General features: G+C 71.8%; 15 protein-coding genes and 1 tRNA gene. 13 read left to right on the top strand and 3 right to left on the bottom strand.

Going from position 1 to position 17,178, the window contains the following annotated elements; all coding sequences use genetic code 11:
* Positions 1-2: 2 nt before the first annotated feature.
* The 6 genes from glp (at position 3) to ACWD3E_RS14115 (ending at position 4,601) form a co-directional block, all read left to right on the top strand.
* A complete protein-coding gene (glp, locus tag ACWD3E_RS14140) occupies positions 3-1,325 on the top strand; it encodes a molybdotransferase-like divisome protein Glp (RefSeq protein ID WP_451387812.1) in 1,323 nt (440 codons plus the stop codon).
* 124 nt (positions 1,326-1,449) lie between these two features.
* On the top strand, positions 1,450-1,929 hold the full coding sequence (gene moaC / locus ACWD3E_RS14135; protein ID WP_451387811.1) for a cyclic pyranopterin monophosphate synthase MoaC: 480 nt from the start codon (positions 1,450-1,452) through the stop codon (positions 1,927-1,929).
* Positions 1,926-2,426, top strand: coding sequence for a MogA/MoaB family molybdenum cofactor biosynthesis protein (locus ACWD3E_RS14130; RefSeq protein WP_451387810.1), 501 nt, complete (start codon positions 1,926-1,928; stop codon positions 2,424-2,426). Before moaC ends, ACWD3E_RS14130 begins: the two co-directional genes overlap by 4 nt.
* A 20-nt stretch (positions 2,427-2,446) precedes the next feature.
* Positions 2,447-3,070: a GNAT family N-acetyltransferase gene (locus ACWD3E_RS14125; protein WP_451387809.1), complete on the top strand. Its 624-nt coding sequence runs from the start codon at positions 2,447-2,449 to the stop codon at positions 3,068-3,070.
* A gap of 197 nt (positions 3,071-3,267) precedes the next feature.
* Positions 3,268-4,434 (top strand): divisome protein SepX/GlpR, encoded by a 1,167-nt coding sequence (sepX, locus tag ACWD3E_RS14120; RefSeq protein ID WP_451387808.1) that lies wholly within the window; start codon positions 3,268-3,270, stop codon positions 4,432-4,434.
* A 93-nt stretch (positions 4,435-4,527) separates the two neighbouring features.
* Positions 4,528-4,601 (top strand) — tRNA-Ala (locus ACWD3E_RS14115).
* A gap of 49 nt (positions 4,602-4,650) precedes the next feature.
* On the opposite strand, the gene ACWD3E_RS14110 is transcribed toward ACWD3E_RS14115, so the two are convergent.
* Positions 4,651-5,127 (bottom strand): GNAT family N-acetyltransferase, encoded by a 477-nt coding sequence (locus ACWD3E_RS14110; RefSeq protein ID WP_451387807.1) that lies wholly within the window; start codon positions 5,125-5,127, stop codon positions 4,651-4,653.
* Positions 5,128-5,145: 18 nt separating this feature from the next.
* On the opposite strand from ACWD3E_RS14110, the gene ACWD3E_RS14105 reads away from it, so the two are divergent.
* The gene (locus ACWD3E_RS14105) at positions 5,146-5,997 is read left to right on the top strand and encodes an exodeoxyribonuclease III (protein WP_451387806.1); all 852 of its coding nucleotides are present in this window, start codon (positions 5,146-5,148) and stop codon (positions 5,995-5,997) included.
* A gap of 20 nt (positions 5,998-6,017) precedes the next feature.
* On the opposite strand, the gene ACWD3E_RS14100 is transcribed toward ACWD3E_RS14105, so the two are convergent.
* A complete protein-coding gene (locus tag ACWD3E_RS14100) occupies positions 6,018-6,635 on the bottom strand; it encodes a MerR family transcriptional regulator (protein WP_451350820.1) in 618 nt (205 codons plus the stop codon).
* A gap of 177 nt (positions 6,636-6,812) precedes the next feature.
* Here ACWD3E_RS14100 and ACWD3E_RS14095 point away from each other — a divergent pair, with 177 nt between their 5' ends.
* The 4 genes from ACWD3E_RS14095 to ACWD3E_RS14080 all read left to right on the top strand — a co-directional run bounded on the left by ACWD3E_RS14095 (position 6,813) and on the right by ACWD3E_RS14080 (position 10,520).
* Positions 6,813-8,369 carry a flavin-containing monooxygenase gene (locus ACWD3E_RS14095; RefSeq protein WP_451387805.1) on the top strand — a complete coding sequence of 519 codons (1,557 nt, stop codon included), beginning with the start codon at positions 6,813-6,815 and terminating at the stop codon, positions 8,367-8,369.
* Positions 8,366-9,319: an alpha/beta fold hydrolase gene (locus ACWD3E_RS14090; protein WP_451387804.1), complete on the top strand. Its 954-nt coding sequence runs from the start codon at positions 8,366-8,368 to the stop codon at positions 9,317-9,319. The genes ACWD3E_RS14095 and ACWD3E_RS14090 overlap by 4 nt, the downstream gene beginning before the upstream one ends.
* Positions 9,316-10,200 carry an SDR family oxidoreductase gene (locus tag ACWD3E_RS14085; RefSeq protein ID WP_451387803.1) on the top strand — a complete coding sequence of 295 codons (885 nt, stop codon included), beginning with the start codon at positions 9,316-9,318 and terminating at the stop codon, positions 10,198-10,200. Before ACWD3E_RS14090 ends, ACWD3E_RS14085 begins: the two co-directional genes overlap by 4 nt.
* Before the next feature lie 89 nt (positions 10,201-10,289).
* Positions 10,290-10,520 (top strand): hypothetical protein, encoded by a 231-nt coding sequence (locus ACWD3E_RS14080; protein ID WP_451387802.1) that lies wholly within the window; start codon positions 10,290-10,292, stop codon positions 10,518-10,520.
* 181 nt (positions 10,521-10,701) lie between these two features.
* Here ACWD3E_RS14080 and ACWD3E_RS14075 read toward each other — a convergent pair whose 3' ends face one another.
* Positions 10,702-13,965 (bottom strand): S41 family peptidase, encoded by a 3,264-nt coding sequence (locus ACWD3E_RS14075; RefSeq protein ID WP_451387801.1) that lies wholly within the window; start codon positions 13,963-13,965, stop codon positions 10,702-10,704.
* A 208-nt stretch (positions 13,966-14,173) separates the two neighbouring features.
* Between ACWD3E_RS14075 and ACWD3E_RS14070 the strand changes: the two genes are divergently transcribed.
* On the top strand, positions 14,174-14,773 hold the full coding sequence (locus tag ACWD3E_RS14070) for a TetR/AcrR family transcriptional regulator (RefSeq protein ID WP_451387800.1): 600 nt from the start codon (positions 14,174-14,176) through the stop codon (positions 14,771-14,773).
* 130 nt (positions 14,774-14,903) lie between these two features.
* A complete protein-coding gene (locus ACWD3E_RS14065) occupies positions 14,904-17,117 on the top strand; it encodes an MMPL family transporter (protein WP_451387799.1) in 2,214 nt (737 codons plus the stop codon).
* Positions 17,118-17,178: the final 61 nt, after the last annotated feature.

The following is a 17,178-nucleotide window of genomic DNA, read 5'->3' as shown; positions in this document are numbered from 1 at the left end:
CGTTGAGCAGCGCCGCGACCCGCCCCGCCGGCCCGGACCACCTGTGGTCGGTGGACGAGCACCTGGAGGACATCCTCGCCACCGTCCGCCCCCTCGAACCCATCGAGCTGCAACTGCTCGACGCCCAGGGCTGTGTCCTGGTCGACGACGTCACGGTGCCGGTATCCCTGCCGCCGTTCGACAACAGCTCGATGGACGGGTACGCGGTGCGGGTCGCGGACGTCGCCGGCGCCGGCGAGGAGTTCCCGGCCGTCCTGGAGGTCGTCGGGGACGTCGCGGCGGGCGCGGCCGGCCTGGTCCGGGTCGGCCCCGGCCAGGCGGCCCGGATCATGACCGGCGCCCCGCTGCCGCCCGGCGCCGAGACCGTCGTTCCCGTCGAGTGGACCGACGGCGGGCTCGGCGAGGGCCCGGTCAGCGGCATGCGGGCGCGCAGCCTCGCCCCCGAGGGCGCCACGGGGCAGGTGCGGGTGCACCGCCCCGCCGAGGCACGCGCGCACGTGCGCGCGAAGGGCAGCGACGTGAAGGCCGGAGACCTCGCCCTGGAGGCCGGGACGGTCCTCGGGCCGCCGCAGATCGCGCTGCTCGCGGCGATCGGCCGCGGCGCGGTACGCGTGCGCCCGCGCCCGCGCGTGGTCGTCCTGTCCACCGGCAGCGAACTCGTCCAGCCCGGCGAACGACTGGCGGACGGCCAGATCTACGACTCCAACAGCTTCGCGCTCACCGCCGCCGCCCGGGACGCGGGCGCCATCGCCTACCGGGTGGGTGCCGTCGCGGACGACGCCGAGACCCTGCGCTCCACCATCGAGGACCAGCTGATCCGCGCCGACCTCCTGGTGACCACGGGCGGGGTCAGCGTCGGGGCGTACGACGTCGTCAAGGAGGCGCTGTCGTACGTCGGCGACGAGGACGAGGCGGGCAGCGGCATCGAGTTCCGCAAGCTCGCCATGCAGCCCGGCAAGCCCCAGGGCTTCGGCTCCATCGGCCCCGACCACACGCCCCTGCTGGCCCTGCCCGGCAACCCCGTGTCGTCGTACGTCTCCTTCGAGCTGTTCGTCCGCCCCGCGATCCGCGCCCTGATGGGCCTGGAGGACGTCCACCGGCCCCGCACGCGTGCCACGCTCAGGGCCGACGAGGCGCTCGGCTCGCCCCGGGGGCGGCGCCAGTTCCTGCGCGGGGCGTACGCCGACGGCGAGGTGACTCCCGTGGGCGGCGCCGGTTCCCACCTGATCGCGGCGCTCGCGCACGCCAACGCCCTGATCGTCGTCCCCGAAGACCTGGCCTCCGTCGAGCCCGGCACGGAGGTGGAGGTCGTACTGCTCGGCTGACGCGCGCGTTCCCTGTCCGCAGGAGGATCCTGATCCGCTGCGTGCGCCGGCCCCGCGGTACCGTGTCGCGCACAACAGGCCTGCGCACCGCACTGCGCCGGGCCCGGACCGGGAGTCCCACCACATGAGTTCGCAGGAACGGCTGACGCACATCGACGACGCGGGCGCGGCCCGCATGGTCGACGTATCCGGGAAGGACGTGACCGCGCGCACCGCCCGCGCCAGCGGCCGGGTCCTCGTCTCACCACGCGTGGTCGAGCTGTTGCGCGGCGAGGGCGTCCCCAAGGGCGACGCCCTGGCCACCGCCCGCATCGCGGGCATCATGGGCGCCAAGCGCACCCCCGACCTGATCCCGCTCTGTCACCCGCTGTCGGTGTCCGGTGTGAAACTGGACCTGTCGGTCGCGGACGACGCCGTGGAGATCCAGGCCACCGTGAAGACGACGGACCGCACGGGCGTCGAGATGGAGGCCCTCACCGCCGTGACGGTCGCCGCGCTCACCGTGATCGACATGGTCAAGGCGGTCGACAAGGGAGCGGTCATCACGGACGTACGGGTGGAGGAGAAGACGGGCGGCAAGTCGGGCGACTGGAGCCGGGCATGACCTACCGCGCTCTTGTGGTCACCGCCTCCAACAGGGCTGCCGCCGGGGTCTACGAGGACCGGGGCGGCCCGATGGTCGCCGACGGCCTGGAGCGCTTCGGGTTCGCCGTGGCGGGGCCCGAGGTCGTTCCCGACGGCGACCCCGTGGAGGCGGCCCTGCGCGCCGCCGTGGACGCCGGGTACGACGTCGTCGTCACCACCGGCGGCACCGGCATCTCGCCCACCGACCGCACGCCCGAGGCGACCCGCAAGGTGATCGACTACGAGGTGCCGGGCATAGCCGAGGCCATCCGCGCGTTCGGCCGGGAGAAGGTGCCGAGCGCCGCCCTCTCCCGGGGCCTCGCCGGAGTCGCGGGAGGGACGCTGATCGTCAACCTGCCCGGGTCCAGCGGCGGGGTGAAGGACGGGCTGGCCGTCCTGGAGCCGCTGCTGGCCCACGCCGTCGACCAGATCCGCGGCGGCGACCACCCCAGACCGAGCAGCGGGGGTGCGAGCTGAACAGCTCTTCCTGGCCCGTCGTGCTGGCGGACGGAGATGTCGTCCTCCGGCCGATAAGGGTGCGCGACCAGCGGGCCTGGCGCGAGGTGAACCGGCGCAACCGGGACTGGCTGCGCCCCTGGGAGGCGACCATTCCGCCGCCCACGCCGAGCGGGCCGGTCACCCACCGGCCGACCTACCGCCAGATGGTCCGGCACCTGCGCTCCGAGGCCGGCGCGGGCCGGATGCTGCCGTTCGTCATCGAGTACCAGGGACAGCTCGTCGGGCAGTTGACGGTCGCCGGGATCACCTGGGGGTCGATGTGCTCGGGGCACGTCGGCTACTGGGTGGACCAAGCGGTAGCCGGGCGCGGGGTGATGCCGACGGCCGTCGCCCTCGCGGTGGACCACTGCTTCCGCTCCGTCGGGCTGCACCGCATCGAGGTCTGCATTCGCCCGGAGAACCGGCCCAGCCGGCGGGTCGTGGAGAAACTCGGATTCCGCGAGGAGGGGCTCCGGCCGCGTTATCTGCACATCGACGGCGCCTGGCGCGACCACCTCGTCTTCGCGCTCACCGCGGAAGAGGTGCCCGAGGGGTTGCTCGCGCGCTGGCAGCGGGCACGCTCTCGGCGGAATCCGCAGAGCACCACCGGGAATGCCGGCTAGCCCAGAAATTGAATACATGTTCGAAATGTGTGTTCGAAATTGATCGGCCGCTGACCGCCTCCGGGCATTGAATTCGCGGTTCCGGCGGTCCACTGATCGCATCCGTCGCAAAAAAAGCTGGAAATATCAGCCAGATCGTGCGACACACCGGCCGAATTGGCAGATGGCCTCACGCAAACCCCTCTACCGTGTGAGACGTGAGCAGCAGCGGCCTCATCTACGCAGTCATTGTCGGGGCCTGGGCCGCCTACTTGGTGCCGATGTGGCTCCGTAGGCAGGACGAGCTGAACGAGGCCCGTCCAACGGAACGCTTCAGCACCGCCATCCGGCTGCTGTCCGGACGGGCGGGGATGGAGCGCCGATACGCCAAGGACCTGCGCGCGCGCTCCGCCCAGGAGGGGGAGCCGAACGCCAGTGATCCGGACGCCGTCACCGACTCGGTGGACGTCCGGGCCTTCGCCATGCCTCCGACCCGCCGTCAGGTCCTTACGGAGGCCGAGCCGGAGGCACCCGCCCAGAAGCCGGAGGCACCCGCGCACAAGCCGGAGGCACCCGCGCACAAGCGCGAGCCGGCCGTGCAGCGGACGCCGTCGGCGCAGTCGGCCGCCGCACGCGCCCGGCGCTCGAAGGTGCTCGCGCGCCGACGGCGGACCACCGTGATGCTCTTCCTCGCCTTCACACTCGGCGCGATCGTCGCCGCCGTCGGGGGACTCGCCTTCCTCTGGGCGCCCGCCGCGCCCGCCGTGCTGCTCAGCGGGTACATCGCATACCTGCGCTCGCAGGAGCGGCGCCGCTTCGCGTACCAGATGGACCGCCGCCGCGCCGAGGCCGCCGCCCGGCACCTGCGCGAGCGCCAGCCGCGCCGGCGCGCGTCCCTCGACGCGGGTGCCGGCGCGGACGAACCGGACGAGGGACCAGAACCCAAGACCGACCCCGCCCTCTCCGCGGCGCTCGCCGCGGACCGCCGCGCCCTCGTCGAGCAGACCGACCACGCCGAGTGGGTCGACCAGCAGCGCGAGCGGCAGCGGCGCCCCGGCCACGGGGACAGCTGGGACCCGGTGCCCGTGCCGCTGCCGACGTACGTGACCGCGCCGGTCGCCCCGCGGGCCACCTCCGACGTGGACCTGGGGGCACCCGGCACCTGGAGTTCGGCACGGTCCAGTTCGGTCGCGCCGGATCACGAGGCGGAGCACGCGCCCCAGGCCGAGGCGGACGAGCCGGAGCCCGCGTCCGACGACAAGCCGGCGGACGGCCGCAGCGGCGCACGACGCGCGGCCTCCGCACGCCGGGCACGCGGACGCGGACGCACGCCGCTCTTCGACCAGTACGAGGACGGCGACCGCCCCCGCGCGGCCAACGAGTGACGGCCGTCACTCAACCGGAAGCCCGCCTCTGACCAGTCAGGGAACGGATTTCCAAGCACCCCGATGGGGATGCTAGAGTTTCACTCGTTGCAAGGGCCTGTGGCGCAGTCCGGTAGCGCACCTCGTTCGCATCGAGGGGGCCAGGGGTTCAAATCCCCTCAGGTCCACGCAGCATGAAGCCCCGGTCGACTTCCGTCGACCGGGGCTTCATCGTGTCTACAGCTGCTTCGCGAAGCAGCGGCTCTCCGAGTGGTGCCGGTAGTAGCCGAACGGGGTGCACGGCTCGTAACCGCACGAGGTGTACAGGGCGATGGCCTCCGGCTGCTTGGTGCCGGTCTCCAGGACCATGCGGACGCGGCCGGCCTCGCGGGCGTCCTCCTCCAGAGCCGCGAGGATGCGGCGGGCCAGACCCCGGCCGCGCATCTCCGTTATGACGAACATGCGCTTCAGCTCCGCGTCGCCGTCCTCGTTGCCCTCCTCGTTACGGTCCTGGCTGCGCCAGCCGCCGGTGGCGACGGGGCGGTCGGACTCGTCGTACGCGATCAGGTAGAGCCCGTTCGGCGGGTCGAAGTCCGTCGCCCCGAGGACGGTGGCGTCGCCCTCGTCGCCGTAGCGCTCGGCGTACTCGGCCTGGACCTCGTCGTTGAGCTTCGTGGCGTCGGGGTGGTCGAAACGGACGCGGCGAATGTTCATGCTGGTGATCGAACCTCTATGCGATGGGTTGGCGGACTCGGTCCAGTGTGCCGGTATCGTGCCCTGGTGCTGACTGTGACCTCGGTGAACGTGAACGGGCTGCGGGCCGCCGCCAAGAAGGGCTTCGTGGAGTGGCTCGCCCAGACCTCCGCGGACGTCGTGTGCCTGCAGGAGGTACGCGCCGAGCCGCACCAGCTGCCCGAGGAGGTGCGGCAGCCCGACGGCTGGCACGTCGTGCACGCCCCGGCCGCCGCCAAGGGCCGCGCGGGCGTCTCCCTCTACACGCGGCGCGAGCCCGACCGGGTGCGGGTCGGCTTCGGCTCGGCCGAGTTCGACGGCAGCGGACGCTATGTGGAGGCCGACCTGCCCGGGGTCACCGTCGCCTCCCTCTACCTGCCCTCCGGCGAGGTCGGCACCGAACGCCAGGACGAGAAGATCCGCTTCATGGGCGAGTTCCTCGCCCACCTCAAGCAGCTGCGCGAGCGGGCCGCCGCCGAGGGGCGCGAGGTGGTCGTCTGCGGCGACTGGAACATCGCCCACCAGCAGGCCGACCTGAAGAACTGGCGCGGCAACACCAAGAACTCGGGCTTCCTGCCCGAGGAGCGGGAGTGGCTCAGCCAGGTGTTCGACGCGCAGGACGGCGGCTACGTCGACGTCGTACGCGCTCTGCACCCGGACGTGGAGGGGCCTTACAGCTGGTGGTCGTACCGGGGCCGGGCCTTCGACAACGACTCGGGATGGCGCATCGACTACCACGTGGCCACGCCCGGCCTCGCGGCCAGGGCGGTCAAGGGCTTCGTCGAGCGCGCGGCCACGCACGCCGAGCGGTGGTCCGACCATGCGCCGGTGACCGTGGTGTACGGCCGGTAGGGCCTCTACGGCGGCGGGGCTCAGCTCCGCTTGTTCATGCGCCGGTCCAGGGCCAGGGACAGCTCCGCCTCCACCACGCTGCGGGCCAGCGGGCGCAGGCGCTGCAGGTCTTCCTCGGGGGCGTGGCGCAGGATCACGTCGGCGAAGAGTTCGGCCAGGGCGTCGGCGTGCTCGCGGACGCGGGCGCCCGCCGCGAGGACCTCGGCGAGCGGGATGCCCTCGCGGACCAGCGCGGCCGAGACGTCCAGCAGGCGGCGGCTGATGTGGACGATCTCGTCGCCGTCGGTGCCGAGGTAGCCCAGGTTCATGGCGGCGGCCAGATTCTCCGGGGTGACCTCGCCCTCGAAGCGGGCGGCGAGTTCCTCGGGGGTGAGGCGGACCGGCTCCTCCTCGGTGGGAGTGACGCCCAGGAGGTCGGCGACGTCGCGGCCGTGGTCGAGGGCCTCCGCGAGTTCCGCTATGCCGTTGAGGGTGTGGCCGCGCTCCAGCAGCGCCGAGATCGTGCGCAGCCGGGCCAGGTGGTGGTCGTCGTACCAGGCGATACGGCCCTCGCGGCGCGGTGGCGGGATCAGCTTGCGCTCGCGGTAGAAGCGCAGCGTGCGCACGGTGATGCCGGCCAGGCGCGCCAGTTCCTCCATGCGGTACTCGCGCCGTTCCCCCAGGTGTGCTGCTTCGTCTGCCACGTCCGCAGCCTATGTTGTACCGCCGGTAACTTTCCTTCTTCGACCCCTACCGCTCGGTACGCAGCTGCTCTACAGTCCAATTGCGCCAGTGTTCACTGGCAGAGTTCCTAGGTGATGCGTGGAGGCTTCGGGATGGCCCAGCACGAGCATGTACGGGTGGCGGTGATCGGGTCCGGCTTCGGCGGACTGGGGGCCGCCGTGCGGCTGCGCCGCGAGGGGATCACCGATTTCGTCGTCCTGGAGCGGGCCGACAGCGTCGGCGGCACCTGGCGGGACAACAGTTACCCCGGGTGCGCCTGTGACGTGCCCTCGCACCTGTACTCCTTCTCCTTCGCGCCCAATCCCGACTGGCCGCGGACCTTCTCCGGGCAGCAGCACATCCGCGCCTACCTGGAGCACGTCACCGACGTCTTCGGGCTGCGCCCGCACATCCGCTTCGACTCAGAGGTGAAGCTGATGAGCTGGGACGCCGAGAACCTGCGGTGGAACATCGAGACCACGCGCGGTTCGCTCTCGGCCGACGTCGTCGTCTCCGCCACCGGCCCGCTGTCCGACCCGAAGACGCCCGAGATCCCGGGCCTCGAGTCCTTCCCGGGCAAGGTGTTCCACTCCGCCCGCTGGGACCACGACTACGACCTGCGCGGCAAGCGCGTCGCCATGGTCGGCACCGGCGCCTCCGCCATCCAGATCGTGCCCGCCATCCAGCGCGAGGTCGGCCGGCTCACCCTCTTCCAGCGGACCCCGCCGTGGGTGATGCCCCGCATGGACCGTGCCATCAGTGGCGTCGAGCGCCGGCTGCACCGGGCGCTGCCCTTCACCACCCAGCTCCGGCGCGGGCTGCTGTGGGGCATCCGGGAGCTCCAGGTGCAGGCGTTCACCAAGCGACCCGACGAGCTGGGCCTGGTCGAGCGGCTGGCCAGGCAGAACATGGCCCGCGCCATCAAGGACCCGGTCCTGCGCGCCAAGCTCACCCCCGACTACCGCATCGGCTGCAAGCGGATCCTGCTGTCCAGCGAGTACTACCCGGCGCTCGCCCGGCCCAACGTGGACGTCGTCGCCAGCGGGCTCAGCGAGATCCGCGGCTCCACGGTCGTCGCCGCCGACGGAACCGAGGCCGAGGTCGACGCGATCATCTTCGGTACGGGCTTCCACGTCACGGACATGCCCATCGCCGAGCGTGTGGTCGGCGCGGCCGGCCACACCCTCGCGGAGTCCTGGAAGGGCGGTATGCAGGCGCTGCGCGGCGCCTCGGCCGCCGGGTTCCCGAACTGGATGACGATCATCGGGCCCAACACCGGCCTCGGGAACTCCTCCATGATCCTCATGATCGAGTCCCAGCTGAACTACATGGCCGACTATCTGCGGCAACTGGACGTCCTCGGCAGCCGTACGGCCCTCGATGCCCGGCCGGCGGCCGTCGGGGACTGGAACCACATGGTCCAGGAGCGCATGAAGCGGACTGTGTGGAACACCGGCGGCTGCACCAGCTGGTACCTGGACGCGAGCGGCCGCAACACCACCGTCTGGCCCGGTACGACGACCGAGTTCCGGCGTGCGACCCGTCAGGTGGACCTCGCGGAGTACGAGGTCATCCGCAAGCCGGAGCCGGCCGGGCCCGAGGCGAAGAAGACGCGTACGGCCAAGAAGAAGGCCGCGGTCGCCGGGGAGCCGAGCGGGGCCGCCGCATGAGCCGCCTCGCCTCCGTCACCAGCGGGCCCTACGCCCCGCCCGCCCCTGCCCGGGAACTCACCGTCGTGTCCGCCGACGGCGCGCGGCTGCACGTCGAGGTGCACGGGCCCGAGAACGCGCCGCCGGTCGTCCTCTCCCACGGCTGGACCTGCTCCACCGCCTTCTGGGCGGCGCAGATCCGGGACCTGGCGGCCGACCACCGGGTGATCGCGTACGACCAGCGGGGGCACGGGCGTAGTCCCGCGAGCCCCGCGTGCACCACCGACGCGCTGGCGGACGACCTGGAGGCGGTGCTCACGGAGACCCTCGCGCGCGACGAGAAGGCCCTGATCGTCGGGCACTCCATGGGCGGCATGACGGTCATGGCCGCCGCCATGCGCCCGCGCCTGCGGGAGCACGCCGCCGCCGTCCTGCTGTGCAGCACGGGCAGTTCGCGGCTGGTTGCGGAGTCGCGCGTGGTGCCATTGCGCGCCGGGGGCGTCCGAGACCGGCTCACGGCGGGCATCCTCACCTCGCGCGCTCCCCTCGGACCGGTCACGCCGGTCGCCAGGAGCGTCCTCAAGTACGCCACCATGGGTGCCGGTTCCGCCCCGCACATGGTCGAGGCGTGCGCACGGATCGTGCACGCCTGCCCGCGCGTCGTGCGCCAGGCGTGGGGACGTACGCTCGGCAAGCTCGATCTCGACCACGGCGTACGGGAGTTGCACGCGCCCACCGAGATCGTGCACGGCGCGTCCGACAGGCTCACGCCTCCCGTGCACGCCCGCGCGCTGGCCGCCGCGCTGCCTCGGTGCATAGGCCTCACCGAGCTGACCGGCGTCGGGCACATGAGCCCGGTCGAGGCCCCCGAAGCGGTGACCGGCAAGATACGGGAACTTGTCACCACGTACGTCACCACGAACCCGTCCACCCCCCAGTCCACCCCCGTGCAGAGCGAGGAGAGCGCATGAGCAGGGTCAGCCTCGAAGGGCAGGTCGCCGTCGTGACCGGAGCGGCGCGCGGCGTCGGCGAGCTGCTGGCGCGCAAGCTCTCCGCGCGCGGCGCGAAGGTCGCGCTGGTCGGCCTGGAGGAGGAGGCGCTCAAGGAGGTCTCCGGGCGGCTGCACAACGACAGCGCCTACTGGTACGCGGACGTCACCGACCACGAGGCGATGGGCCGGGTCGCGCAGGAGGTGAAGGCGCGGTTCGGGAAGGTCGACATCGTGGTCGCCAACGCCGGGGTGGCGAGCGGCGGTCCGTTCATCGACTCCGATCCGCAGGCCTGGCGGCGGGTGATCGAGGTGAACCTGATCGGCTCGGCCGTGACCGCACGCGCGTTCCTGCCGGTGCTGGTCGAGAGCCGCGGCTATCTGCTCCAGATAGCCTCGCTCGCCGCGATCACCCCGGCGCCGATGATGACGGCGTACTGCGCGTCCAAGTCGGGCGTGGAGGCGTACGCGCACAGCCTGCGCGCCGAGGTCGGCTACCAGGGCGTGCGCGTCGGCGTCGGGTACCTGTCCTGGACCGACACCGACATGGTGCGCGGCGCCGACCAGGACGACGTCCTGCGGGAGTTGCGCCAGCGGCTGCCGTGGCCGTCGAACAAGACTTACCCGCTGGGACCCGCGGTGGACCGGATCGTCGCCGGGATCGAGCGGCGCTCGGCGCACGTGTACGGGCAGTGGTGGCTGCGCGGGATGCAGGGCGTGCGCGGGTACCTGCCGGCGCTCATCGGCGTCGTAGGCCAGCGCGAGGTGCAGCGGTTCGCGCCGCGGCTGAAGGGGATGAGTGCCGGGCTCGTCGGCGCAGGTGGGGCCGCGGATGAAGCGGAGCGCGCTACGCACCGTAACTGATCCAGATGCGCGGTGTGTTCCCCCGTGTGAATCTGGTCGAGGCCCCACTACGGGGCCAATCCCCTCACCCACCACGGGAGTGAACCCACATGGGTATGCAGGACAAGAGCAGCAAGATGCGCGAACAGGGCAAGCAGAAGGCCGGTCAGGCCCGCGAGAAGGCCGGGCAGCCGCAGCGTGGCCAGCAGCAGCCGCAGCGTGGTCAGCAGCCGCAGCAGCCGCAGCGCGGTCAGCAGCAGCCCGGTCGCGAGAACCTGCGCGACGCCGAGGACACCGAGCAGGAGATGCGGGAGCGCTTCGACCGCGACTACGACGCGTAGCCGCTGCGCTCGGCTTCGGCCGGATTCGTGGGGCGCCCTTCTTTTGAGGAGGGCGCCCTGCGGTGTTGTTCGGGGTGGTTGTGGTGCGTTTTCGGGTGCGGGGCTGTGGGGGCTTGTCGCGCAGTTCCCCGCGCCCCTATTGATGCGAGCCCTTGCTTTGAAGCGCAGCCCCCCCTGCCGTCTAGGCCGGCCTCGGCGGGAGCTTTGGGCGGGCTCTGTTCGGGACGTCGCTGTAGTCCGGTGGGACTGCTGCCGGGTTGGATTCCAGGAGGTCCAGGGCCAGTTGGACCGCGTCGTCCATCTGGGCGTGGCGGCCCTCCGCCCAGTCCAGGGGGGTGCGGAGGATCTCCAGGTCGGGGGTGACGCCGTGGTTCTCCACGGACCAGCCATAGGCGTCGAACCAGGCCGCGTTCATCGGCACCGTGATCACCGTGCCGTCGCCGAGGCGGTGGCGGCCGGTCATGCCGACGACGCCGCCCCAGGTGCGCGAGCCGACCACGGGGCCCAGCTTGAGCAGCTTGAAGGCCGCCGTGATCATGTCGCCGTCGGAGGAGGTCGCCTCGTCGGCGAGGGCGACGATCGGGCCCCGGGGGGCGTTGGAGGTGTAGGACACCGGTTGCGCGTCCCTCGTCAGGTCCCAGCCCAGGATCGTCCGGGTCAGCTTCTCGACGACCAGCTCGCTGATGTGGCCGCCCGCGTTGCCGCGGACGTCGACGATCAGCGCCGGGCGGGACACCTCCATGCGCACGTCGCGGTTGAACTGGGCCCAGCCGGAGCCGCCCAGGTCGGGGATGTGCAGGTAGCCGCACCTGCCGCCGCTCAACTCCCGTACCACGGCCCGGCGTTTGGCCACCCAGTCCTGGTAGCGCAGCGGGCGTTCGTCGATGAGCGGGACGACCGCGACGCGTCGCGCATGCCCCGCCTCGCCCTCCGCCGGGGTGAAGGTCAGCTCGACGGTCGTGCCGCCCGAGCCGGCCAGCAGGGGATAGGGGCCGGTCACCGGGTCGACCGGGCGGCCGTCGACGTGGGTGAGGACGGCGCCCTCGCGGATCCCCGTCCCGGCCAGCGGTGAGCGCGCCTTGGAGTCGGAGGAGTCGCCGGGCAGGATGCGTTTGACGGTCCAGCCGTCGTCCCGGCGCACGAGGTTGGCGCCGAGCAGCCCCTGCCGGCGCTGGTAGTGCGGCGGGCCCTCGTTGCGGCGGGCGGCGGTGACGTAGGCGTGCGAGGTGCCCAGCTCGCCCAGGACTTCGCGCAGCAGGTCGGCGAACTCGTCGGGGGAGGCGACCTGTTCGACCAGGGGCCGGTACTGGTCGAGCACCGCGTCCCAGTCGATGCCGCTCATGCCCGGGTCCCAGAAGTAGGCGCGGATCAGTCGGCCGGCCTCGGCGTACGACTGGCGCCACTCGGCGGCCGGGTCGACCTCGTGCAGGATGCGGCGCAGGTCGATCCAGACGGTCGAGTCGCTGTCGCCGGGCTCGGTCGAGGGCACCGCCCGCAGCTCGTCCTCGTCGACGACGACGAGCCGGGTGCCGTCGCCGCTCAGCGCGAACCAGTCCAGGTGGCCGACCAGTTCGGACTTCTTCGCCTTGGCGATGTTGAAGTACTCCAGGGTCGGCCGCCCGCTGATGTCGGCGGGGTTGGCGAAGGTCTCGCCGAGCGCGCCGGAGATCGGCCAGCGCATCCAGACCAGTCCGCCGCCCGCGACCGGCTGCAGTGCCGAGTACTTGGAGGCGATGACCGGGAACGGCGTGACCCTGCTCTCCAGGCCCTCCACCTCGACCGTCACCGTGCCGTTCTCGCCGGTCTCCTCGTCCTCGACGGGGTCGAGCCCGCCGGCGGCCGGCCGGCCCTCGGGGTTCAGGGCGAACGGGGACGGCGTCGCCGAGGACAGCGGGACCAGGTAGGGGCGGCAGCCGAGCGGGAAGGACAGGTCGCCGGTGTGGACGTCGTACACCGGGTCGAAGCCGCGCCAGGACAGGAAGGCGAGGTAACGGCCGTCGCGCGTGAAGACGGGGTTCTCGTCCTCGAAGCGGCCGTTGGTGACGTCCACGATCAGCCGGTCCTTGATGCGGGCCAGCTTGATCTGCCGCAGGGAGCGCCCGATGCCCGGCTGGGACCAGGCGAGCCAGGCGCCGTCCGGGGAGAAGGCGAGGTCGCGGACGGGCCCGTTGACGGACCGGATCAGCTCGGTGACCTCGCCGCCCGCGTCCTCGGTGCCCGCGGCGGCAGCCGCCTCGTCGGATGCGGTGAGGAGGAGCAGGCGTCCGTCGTGCGAGGCGATGGCCAGGCGTTCGCCGGGCGGGTCGGAGACCAGCTCCAGGACCCGGCCCAGCTCACCGGAGGCCAGCCGGCGCGGGGCACGGCCGCCGCTGGCCCGGGGCAGCTGGGCGATCTCGACGGCGTCCTCGCCCTCGGCGTCCGTCACGTACGCCACCTGCCCGGTGGAGCCCAGCATCTCCGGCAGCCGTACCCGTACGCCGGGTGTGTCGGTGATCGTACGGGCGGGGCCGTCGCGGTGGGTGAGCCAGGACAGGCCGCCGCGTACGACGACGGCGCTGGCCCGGCCGGTCTCGTCCACCGAGATGCCGTCGACGTTCTGGGCGGCGGGCACCAGGTAGGGGCGCCGCCCCGCGCGCGGGCCGCTCAGCCGCACGTCCAGTTCGCGCGGGGCCGAGTCCGGGGACAGGTCGTCGACGATCCACAGGCCGCCCGCGCACTGGTAGACCACACGGGTGCCGTCGGTGGCGGCGGCGCGGGCGTAGAAGGCGTCGTGGTCGGTGTGGCGGCGCAGGTCGGAGCCGTCGTAGGCGCACGAGTACAGGTTGCCGACGCCCTCGTGGTCGGAGAGGAAGGCGATCCGGCCCCCGACGAACATGGGGGACTCCAGGTGGCCGCCGATGCCTTCCAGCAGGCGCCGGCCGTGCAGCCACAGCCTGCCCATGGCGCCGCCCCGGTACCGCTTCCAGGAGGCCGGTTCGTGCGGCGGGGTGCCGGTGAGGAGGAGGGTGCAGTGCCCGTCCTCGATGTCGGCGACCTGGATGTCGGAGACCGGGCCCCAGGGCAGCTTGCGGCCCGGGTCGCCGTGGGTGGACACCTTGTAGGCCGAGGTGAAGTACGAGAAGGGCTCGCTCTGCGAGGTGACGGCGAGGATGTCGCCGTCCGGGGTCCAGCCGCAGACCCGGGTGTCGGTGCTGCCCCAGTACGTCAGCTGCCGCGCGGGTCCGCCGTCGACGGCGGCGAGATGGATCTCCGGGACGAGGTTGCGCCAGCTCGTGTACGCGATGTGCCGCCCGTCGGGCGAGAAGCGCGGGGGGCCGGCCTTCGCGCGGTCCACGGTGAGCCGCCAGGCGCGGCCCGGGGCGTCGAGGGGGGCCAGCCAGAGGTCGTCCTCGGTCACGAAGCACAGCAGGTCGCCGAAAAGGTGGGGAAGACGCAGATAGCTCACCTCCCCATGCTTTTCCGCCGGATGGAGCCCAGCAACTTGTGCGGCCCCGACTCCGGGAACTTTTGCGGGCCGCCGTTCGTGAACCCGTCGAGTGGGCTCTCTCTGTCCGTGACCGAGGACACGTACGAAACGGTTTCGTTTCGTAAGGGGGTGGGGTACATTCAGTCCTGTACGAAACCGTGTCGTTCGGAACAGGAGGGTGAGCGGGATGATCGAGTCCGCGACGTCCCGTCGCAGTCGCATCACCCCCGAGCGCGAGGCCGAGCTGTACGAGGCCGTGCTCGACCTGCTCCGGGAAGTCGGCTACGACGCCCTCACCATGGACGCCGTGGCTGCCCGCACCCGGTCCAGCAAGGCCACGCTCTACCGCCAGTGGGGCGGCAAGGCGCAGCTGGTCGTCCGGGCGCTGCGGCACAGCAAGCGAGGCCACGCCGGTGACATCGACACCGGATCCCTCCGCGGCGACCTGCACGCCCTCGTGGCGCTGGAGGACGACTGCACCATGGAGCGGAACTCCGCGCTCATGCGGGGCGTGGCCATGGCCATGCACCACAACGACGATCTGCGCGAGGCCTTCCGGGCGCAGCTCGTGGACCCCGAGATGGCCGGGTTCCGGCAGGTGTTGCAGCGCGCGATCGACCGGGGTGAGGTCCGCCCCGACTGCCCGGCGCTCGACTTCACGCTGCACATGATGGTCGGCGGCTTCGTCACCCGGGCGATGCTCGACGACCAGCCACCCACCCAGGCCTTCCTCGCCTCGTACATCGACGCCGTGGTTCTCCCCGCCCTCTGCGCCGGTACCGACTGACAACCCCCCGCTTCCCCAGCGCCACAAGCTCGACGAGTTCCACCAGCTTCACCTGACGTCACCGCTCTCGTCGTCGGGCTGATCGCCCCTGCCCTGATGAACCCAACGACCTGACCGGGAGTACGCCTCCGTGGCCACCTTCCTATACAAACTCGGCCGGCTCGCCTTCCGGCGACGGCACTTCGTCGCACTCATATGGGTCGCGCTGCTCACCCTCGCCGGGGTGGGCGCTGCCACCGCGCCGACCCCCGGCGACTCCTCCTTCTCGATTCCCGGCACCGAAGCGCAGAAGGCCTTCGACCTGCTGGAACAGCGCTTCCCCGGCATGAGCGCCGACGGCGCGACCGGACGTGTCGTCTTCAAGGCCCCCAGCGGCGAGAAGATGACCGACGCGAGCAACAAGGCCACCGTCCAGAAGGCGGTCAAGGAGCTGCAGAGCGGCTCCGAGGTGGCCTCCGTCGCCGACCCCTACGCCGGGCACGCCGTCAGCAAGGACGGCACGGTCGCCTACGCCTCGGTGAAGTACAAGGTCTCCGGCATGGAGCTGAAGGACTCCTCGCGCGACGCCCTGAAGAAGGCGGCGCAGGAAGCGCGGGACACCGGGCTGACCGTCGAGGTCGGCGGTGACGCGCTCCAGGCCAAGCCCGAGACCGGCAACAGCGAGGTCATCGGCATCGCGGTCGCCGCCGTGGTCCTCGTCATCACCTTCGGCTCGCTGCTCGCGGCCGGACTCCCGCTGCTGACCGCGATCATCGGCGTCGGCATCGGCGTCTCCACGGTCACCGCGCTCGCAAGCACCCTGGACCTGGGCACCACCACCTCCACCCTGGCCTCGATGATCGGCCTCGCCGTCGGCATCGACTACGCCCTGTTCATCGTCTCCCGCTACCGCGCCGAACTGGCCGCGGGCCGCGAACGCGAGGAGGCGGCCGGACACGCCGTCGGCACGGCGGGCTCGGCGGTGGTCTTCGCCGGCCTCACCGTGGTCATCGCGCTGGTCGGCCTGTCCGTCGTCAACATCCCGATGCTGACCAAGATGGGCGTCGCGGCGGCCGGCACGGTCGCCATCGCGGTCCTGATCGCGCTCACGCTCATCCCCGCGCTGCTCGGCTACGTGGGCCGCAGGGTCAAGCCGGTCGGCGAGAAGAGCAAGCTGCTCGGCGGCGGCCGTAAGCCCAAGCAGGCGGACCGCCCGAACATGGGCACGCGCTGGGCGAGCTTCGTCGTGCGCCGCCCGGTCGCCGTCCTCCTCCTCGGCATCGTCGGCCTCGGCGCGGCGGCGGTCCCGGCCGCCTCCCTCGAACTGGGCCTGCCCGACGACGGCTCCCAGCCGGTCTCCACCACCCAGCGCCGCGCCTACGACCTGCTGTCCGAGGGCTTCGGACCGGGCTTCAACGGCCCGCTGATGGTCGTCGTCGACGCCAAGGGCAGCGCCCACCCCAAGGCCGACTTCACCAAGGTCGGCGACGAGATCAAGGGCCTCAAGGACGTCGTCACGGTCACCCCGGCCGCGCCCAACAAGGCCGGCGACACCGCCACGATCACCGTCGTCCCGAAGTCCAAGCCGTCCTCGAAGACCACCGAGGACCTGGTGCACGCCATCCGTGACAAGGCCAAGGAGATCGCCCGCGACACGGACTCCGAGGTCCTGGTCACCGGTACGACGGCGATGAACATCGACGTCTCGCAGAGGCTGAACGACGCGCTGCTGCCCTACCTCGGCCTGGTGGTCGGCCTCGCCTTCCTGCTGCTGATCGTGGTGTTCCGCTCGATCCTCGTCCCGCTGAAGGCGGCCCTCGGCTTCCTGCTCAGCGTGCTGGCGGCCCTCGGCGCCGTGGTCGCGGTCTTCCAGTGGGGCTGGCTGTCCGGCCTGATGAACGTCGAGCAGACCGGCCCGGTCATGTCGATGATGCCGATCTTCATGGTCGGTGTGGTCTTCGGTCTCGCCATGGACTACGAGGTCTTCCTCGTGACCCGCATGCGCGAGGCGTACGTCCACGGCGAGAAGCCGACCCAGGCCGTGGTGACGGGCTTCCGGTACGGCGCGCGGGTCGTGACCGCCGCGGCCATCATCATGATCGCCGTCTTCTCCGGCTTCATGGGCTCCAGCGAGGCCATGATCAAGATGATCGGCTTCGGCCTCGCGATCGCCGTCTTCTTCGACGCGTTCATCGTCCGCATGGCGATTGTCCCGGCGGTGCTCGCGCTGCTCGGCAAGCGGGCCTGGTGGCTGCCGAAGTGGCTCGACCGGGTGCTGCCCAACGTCGACGTCGAGGGCGAGGGCCTGCGCTCGCAGGAGCAGCGCAGGGGCAGCGACGACGAGCGGGAGCTGGTACGCGCCTGACGTACCGCTTCTGAAAGAGACCAGCCGGTGAGGGATCCGTGGGGACGGGGCACCCTCACCG

The organism is Streptomyces sp. NPDC002676 (genome assembly GCF_053592455.1).
This window is presented reverse-complemented; position numbering and strand designations above follow the sequence as displayed.

Bases quoted from the DNA above. Each gene is read 5' to 3' on its own strand.
- moaC (WP_451387811.1), top strand. From the start codon at position 1,450: ATGAGTTCGCAGGAACGGCTGACGCACATCGACGACGCGGGCGCGGCC.
- ACWD3E_RS14095 (WP_451387805.1), top strand. From the start codon at position 6,813: ATGGCCCAGCACGAGCATGTACGGGTGGCGGTGATCGGGTCCGGCTTC.
- ACWD3E_RS14105 (WP_451387806.1), top strand. From the start codon at position 5,146: ATGCGATGGGTTGGCGGACTCGGTCCAGTGTGCCGGTATCGTGCCCTG.
- ACWD3E_RS14080 (WP_451387802.1), top strand. From the start codon at position 10,290: ATGGGTATGCAGGACAAGAGCAGCAAGATGCGCGAACAGGGCAAGCAG.
- ACWD3E_RS14100 (WP_451350820.1), bottom strand. From the start codon at position 6,635: ATGGAGGAACTGGCGCGCCTGGCCGGCATCACCGTGCGCACGCTGCGC.
- ACWD3E_RS14130 (WP_451387810.1), top strand. From the start codon at position 1,926: ATGACCTACCGCGCTCTTGTGGTCACCGCCTCCAACAGGGCTGCCGCC.
- ACWD3E_RS14090 (WP_451387804.1), top strand. From the start codon at position 8,366: ATGAGCCGCCTCGCCTCCGTCACCAGCGGGCCCTACGCCCCGCCCGCC.
- ACWD3E_RS14070 (WP_451387800.1), top strand. From the start codon at position 14,174: ATGATCGAGTCCGCGACGTCCCGTCGCAGTCGCATCACCCCCGAGCGC.
- ACWD3E_RS14110 (WP_451387807.1), bottom strand. From the start codon at position 5,127: ATGAACATTCGCCGCGTCCGTTTCGACCACCCCGACGCCACGAAGCTC.
- ACWD3E_RS14085 (WP_451387803.1), top strand. From the start codon at position 9,316: ATGAGCAGGGTCAGCCTCGAAGGGCAGGTCGCCGTCGTGACCGGAGCG.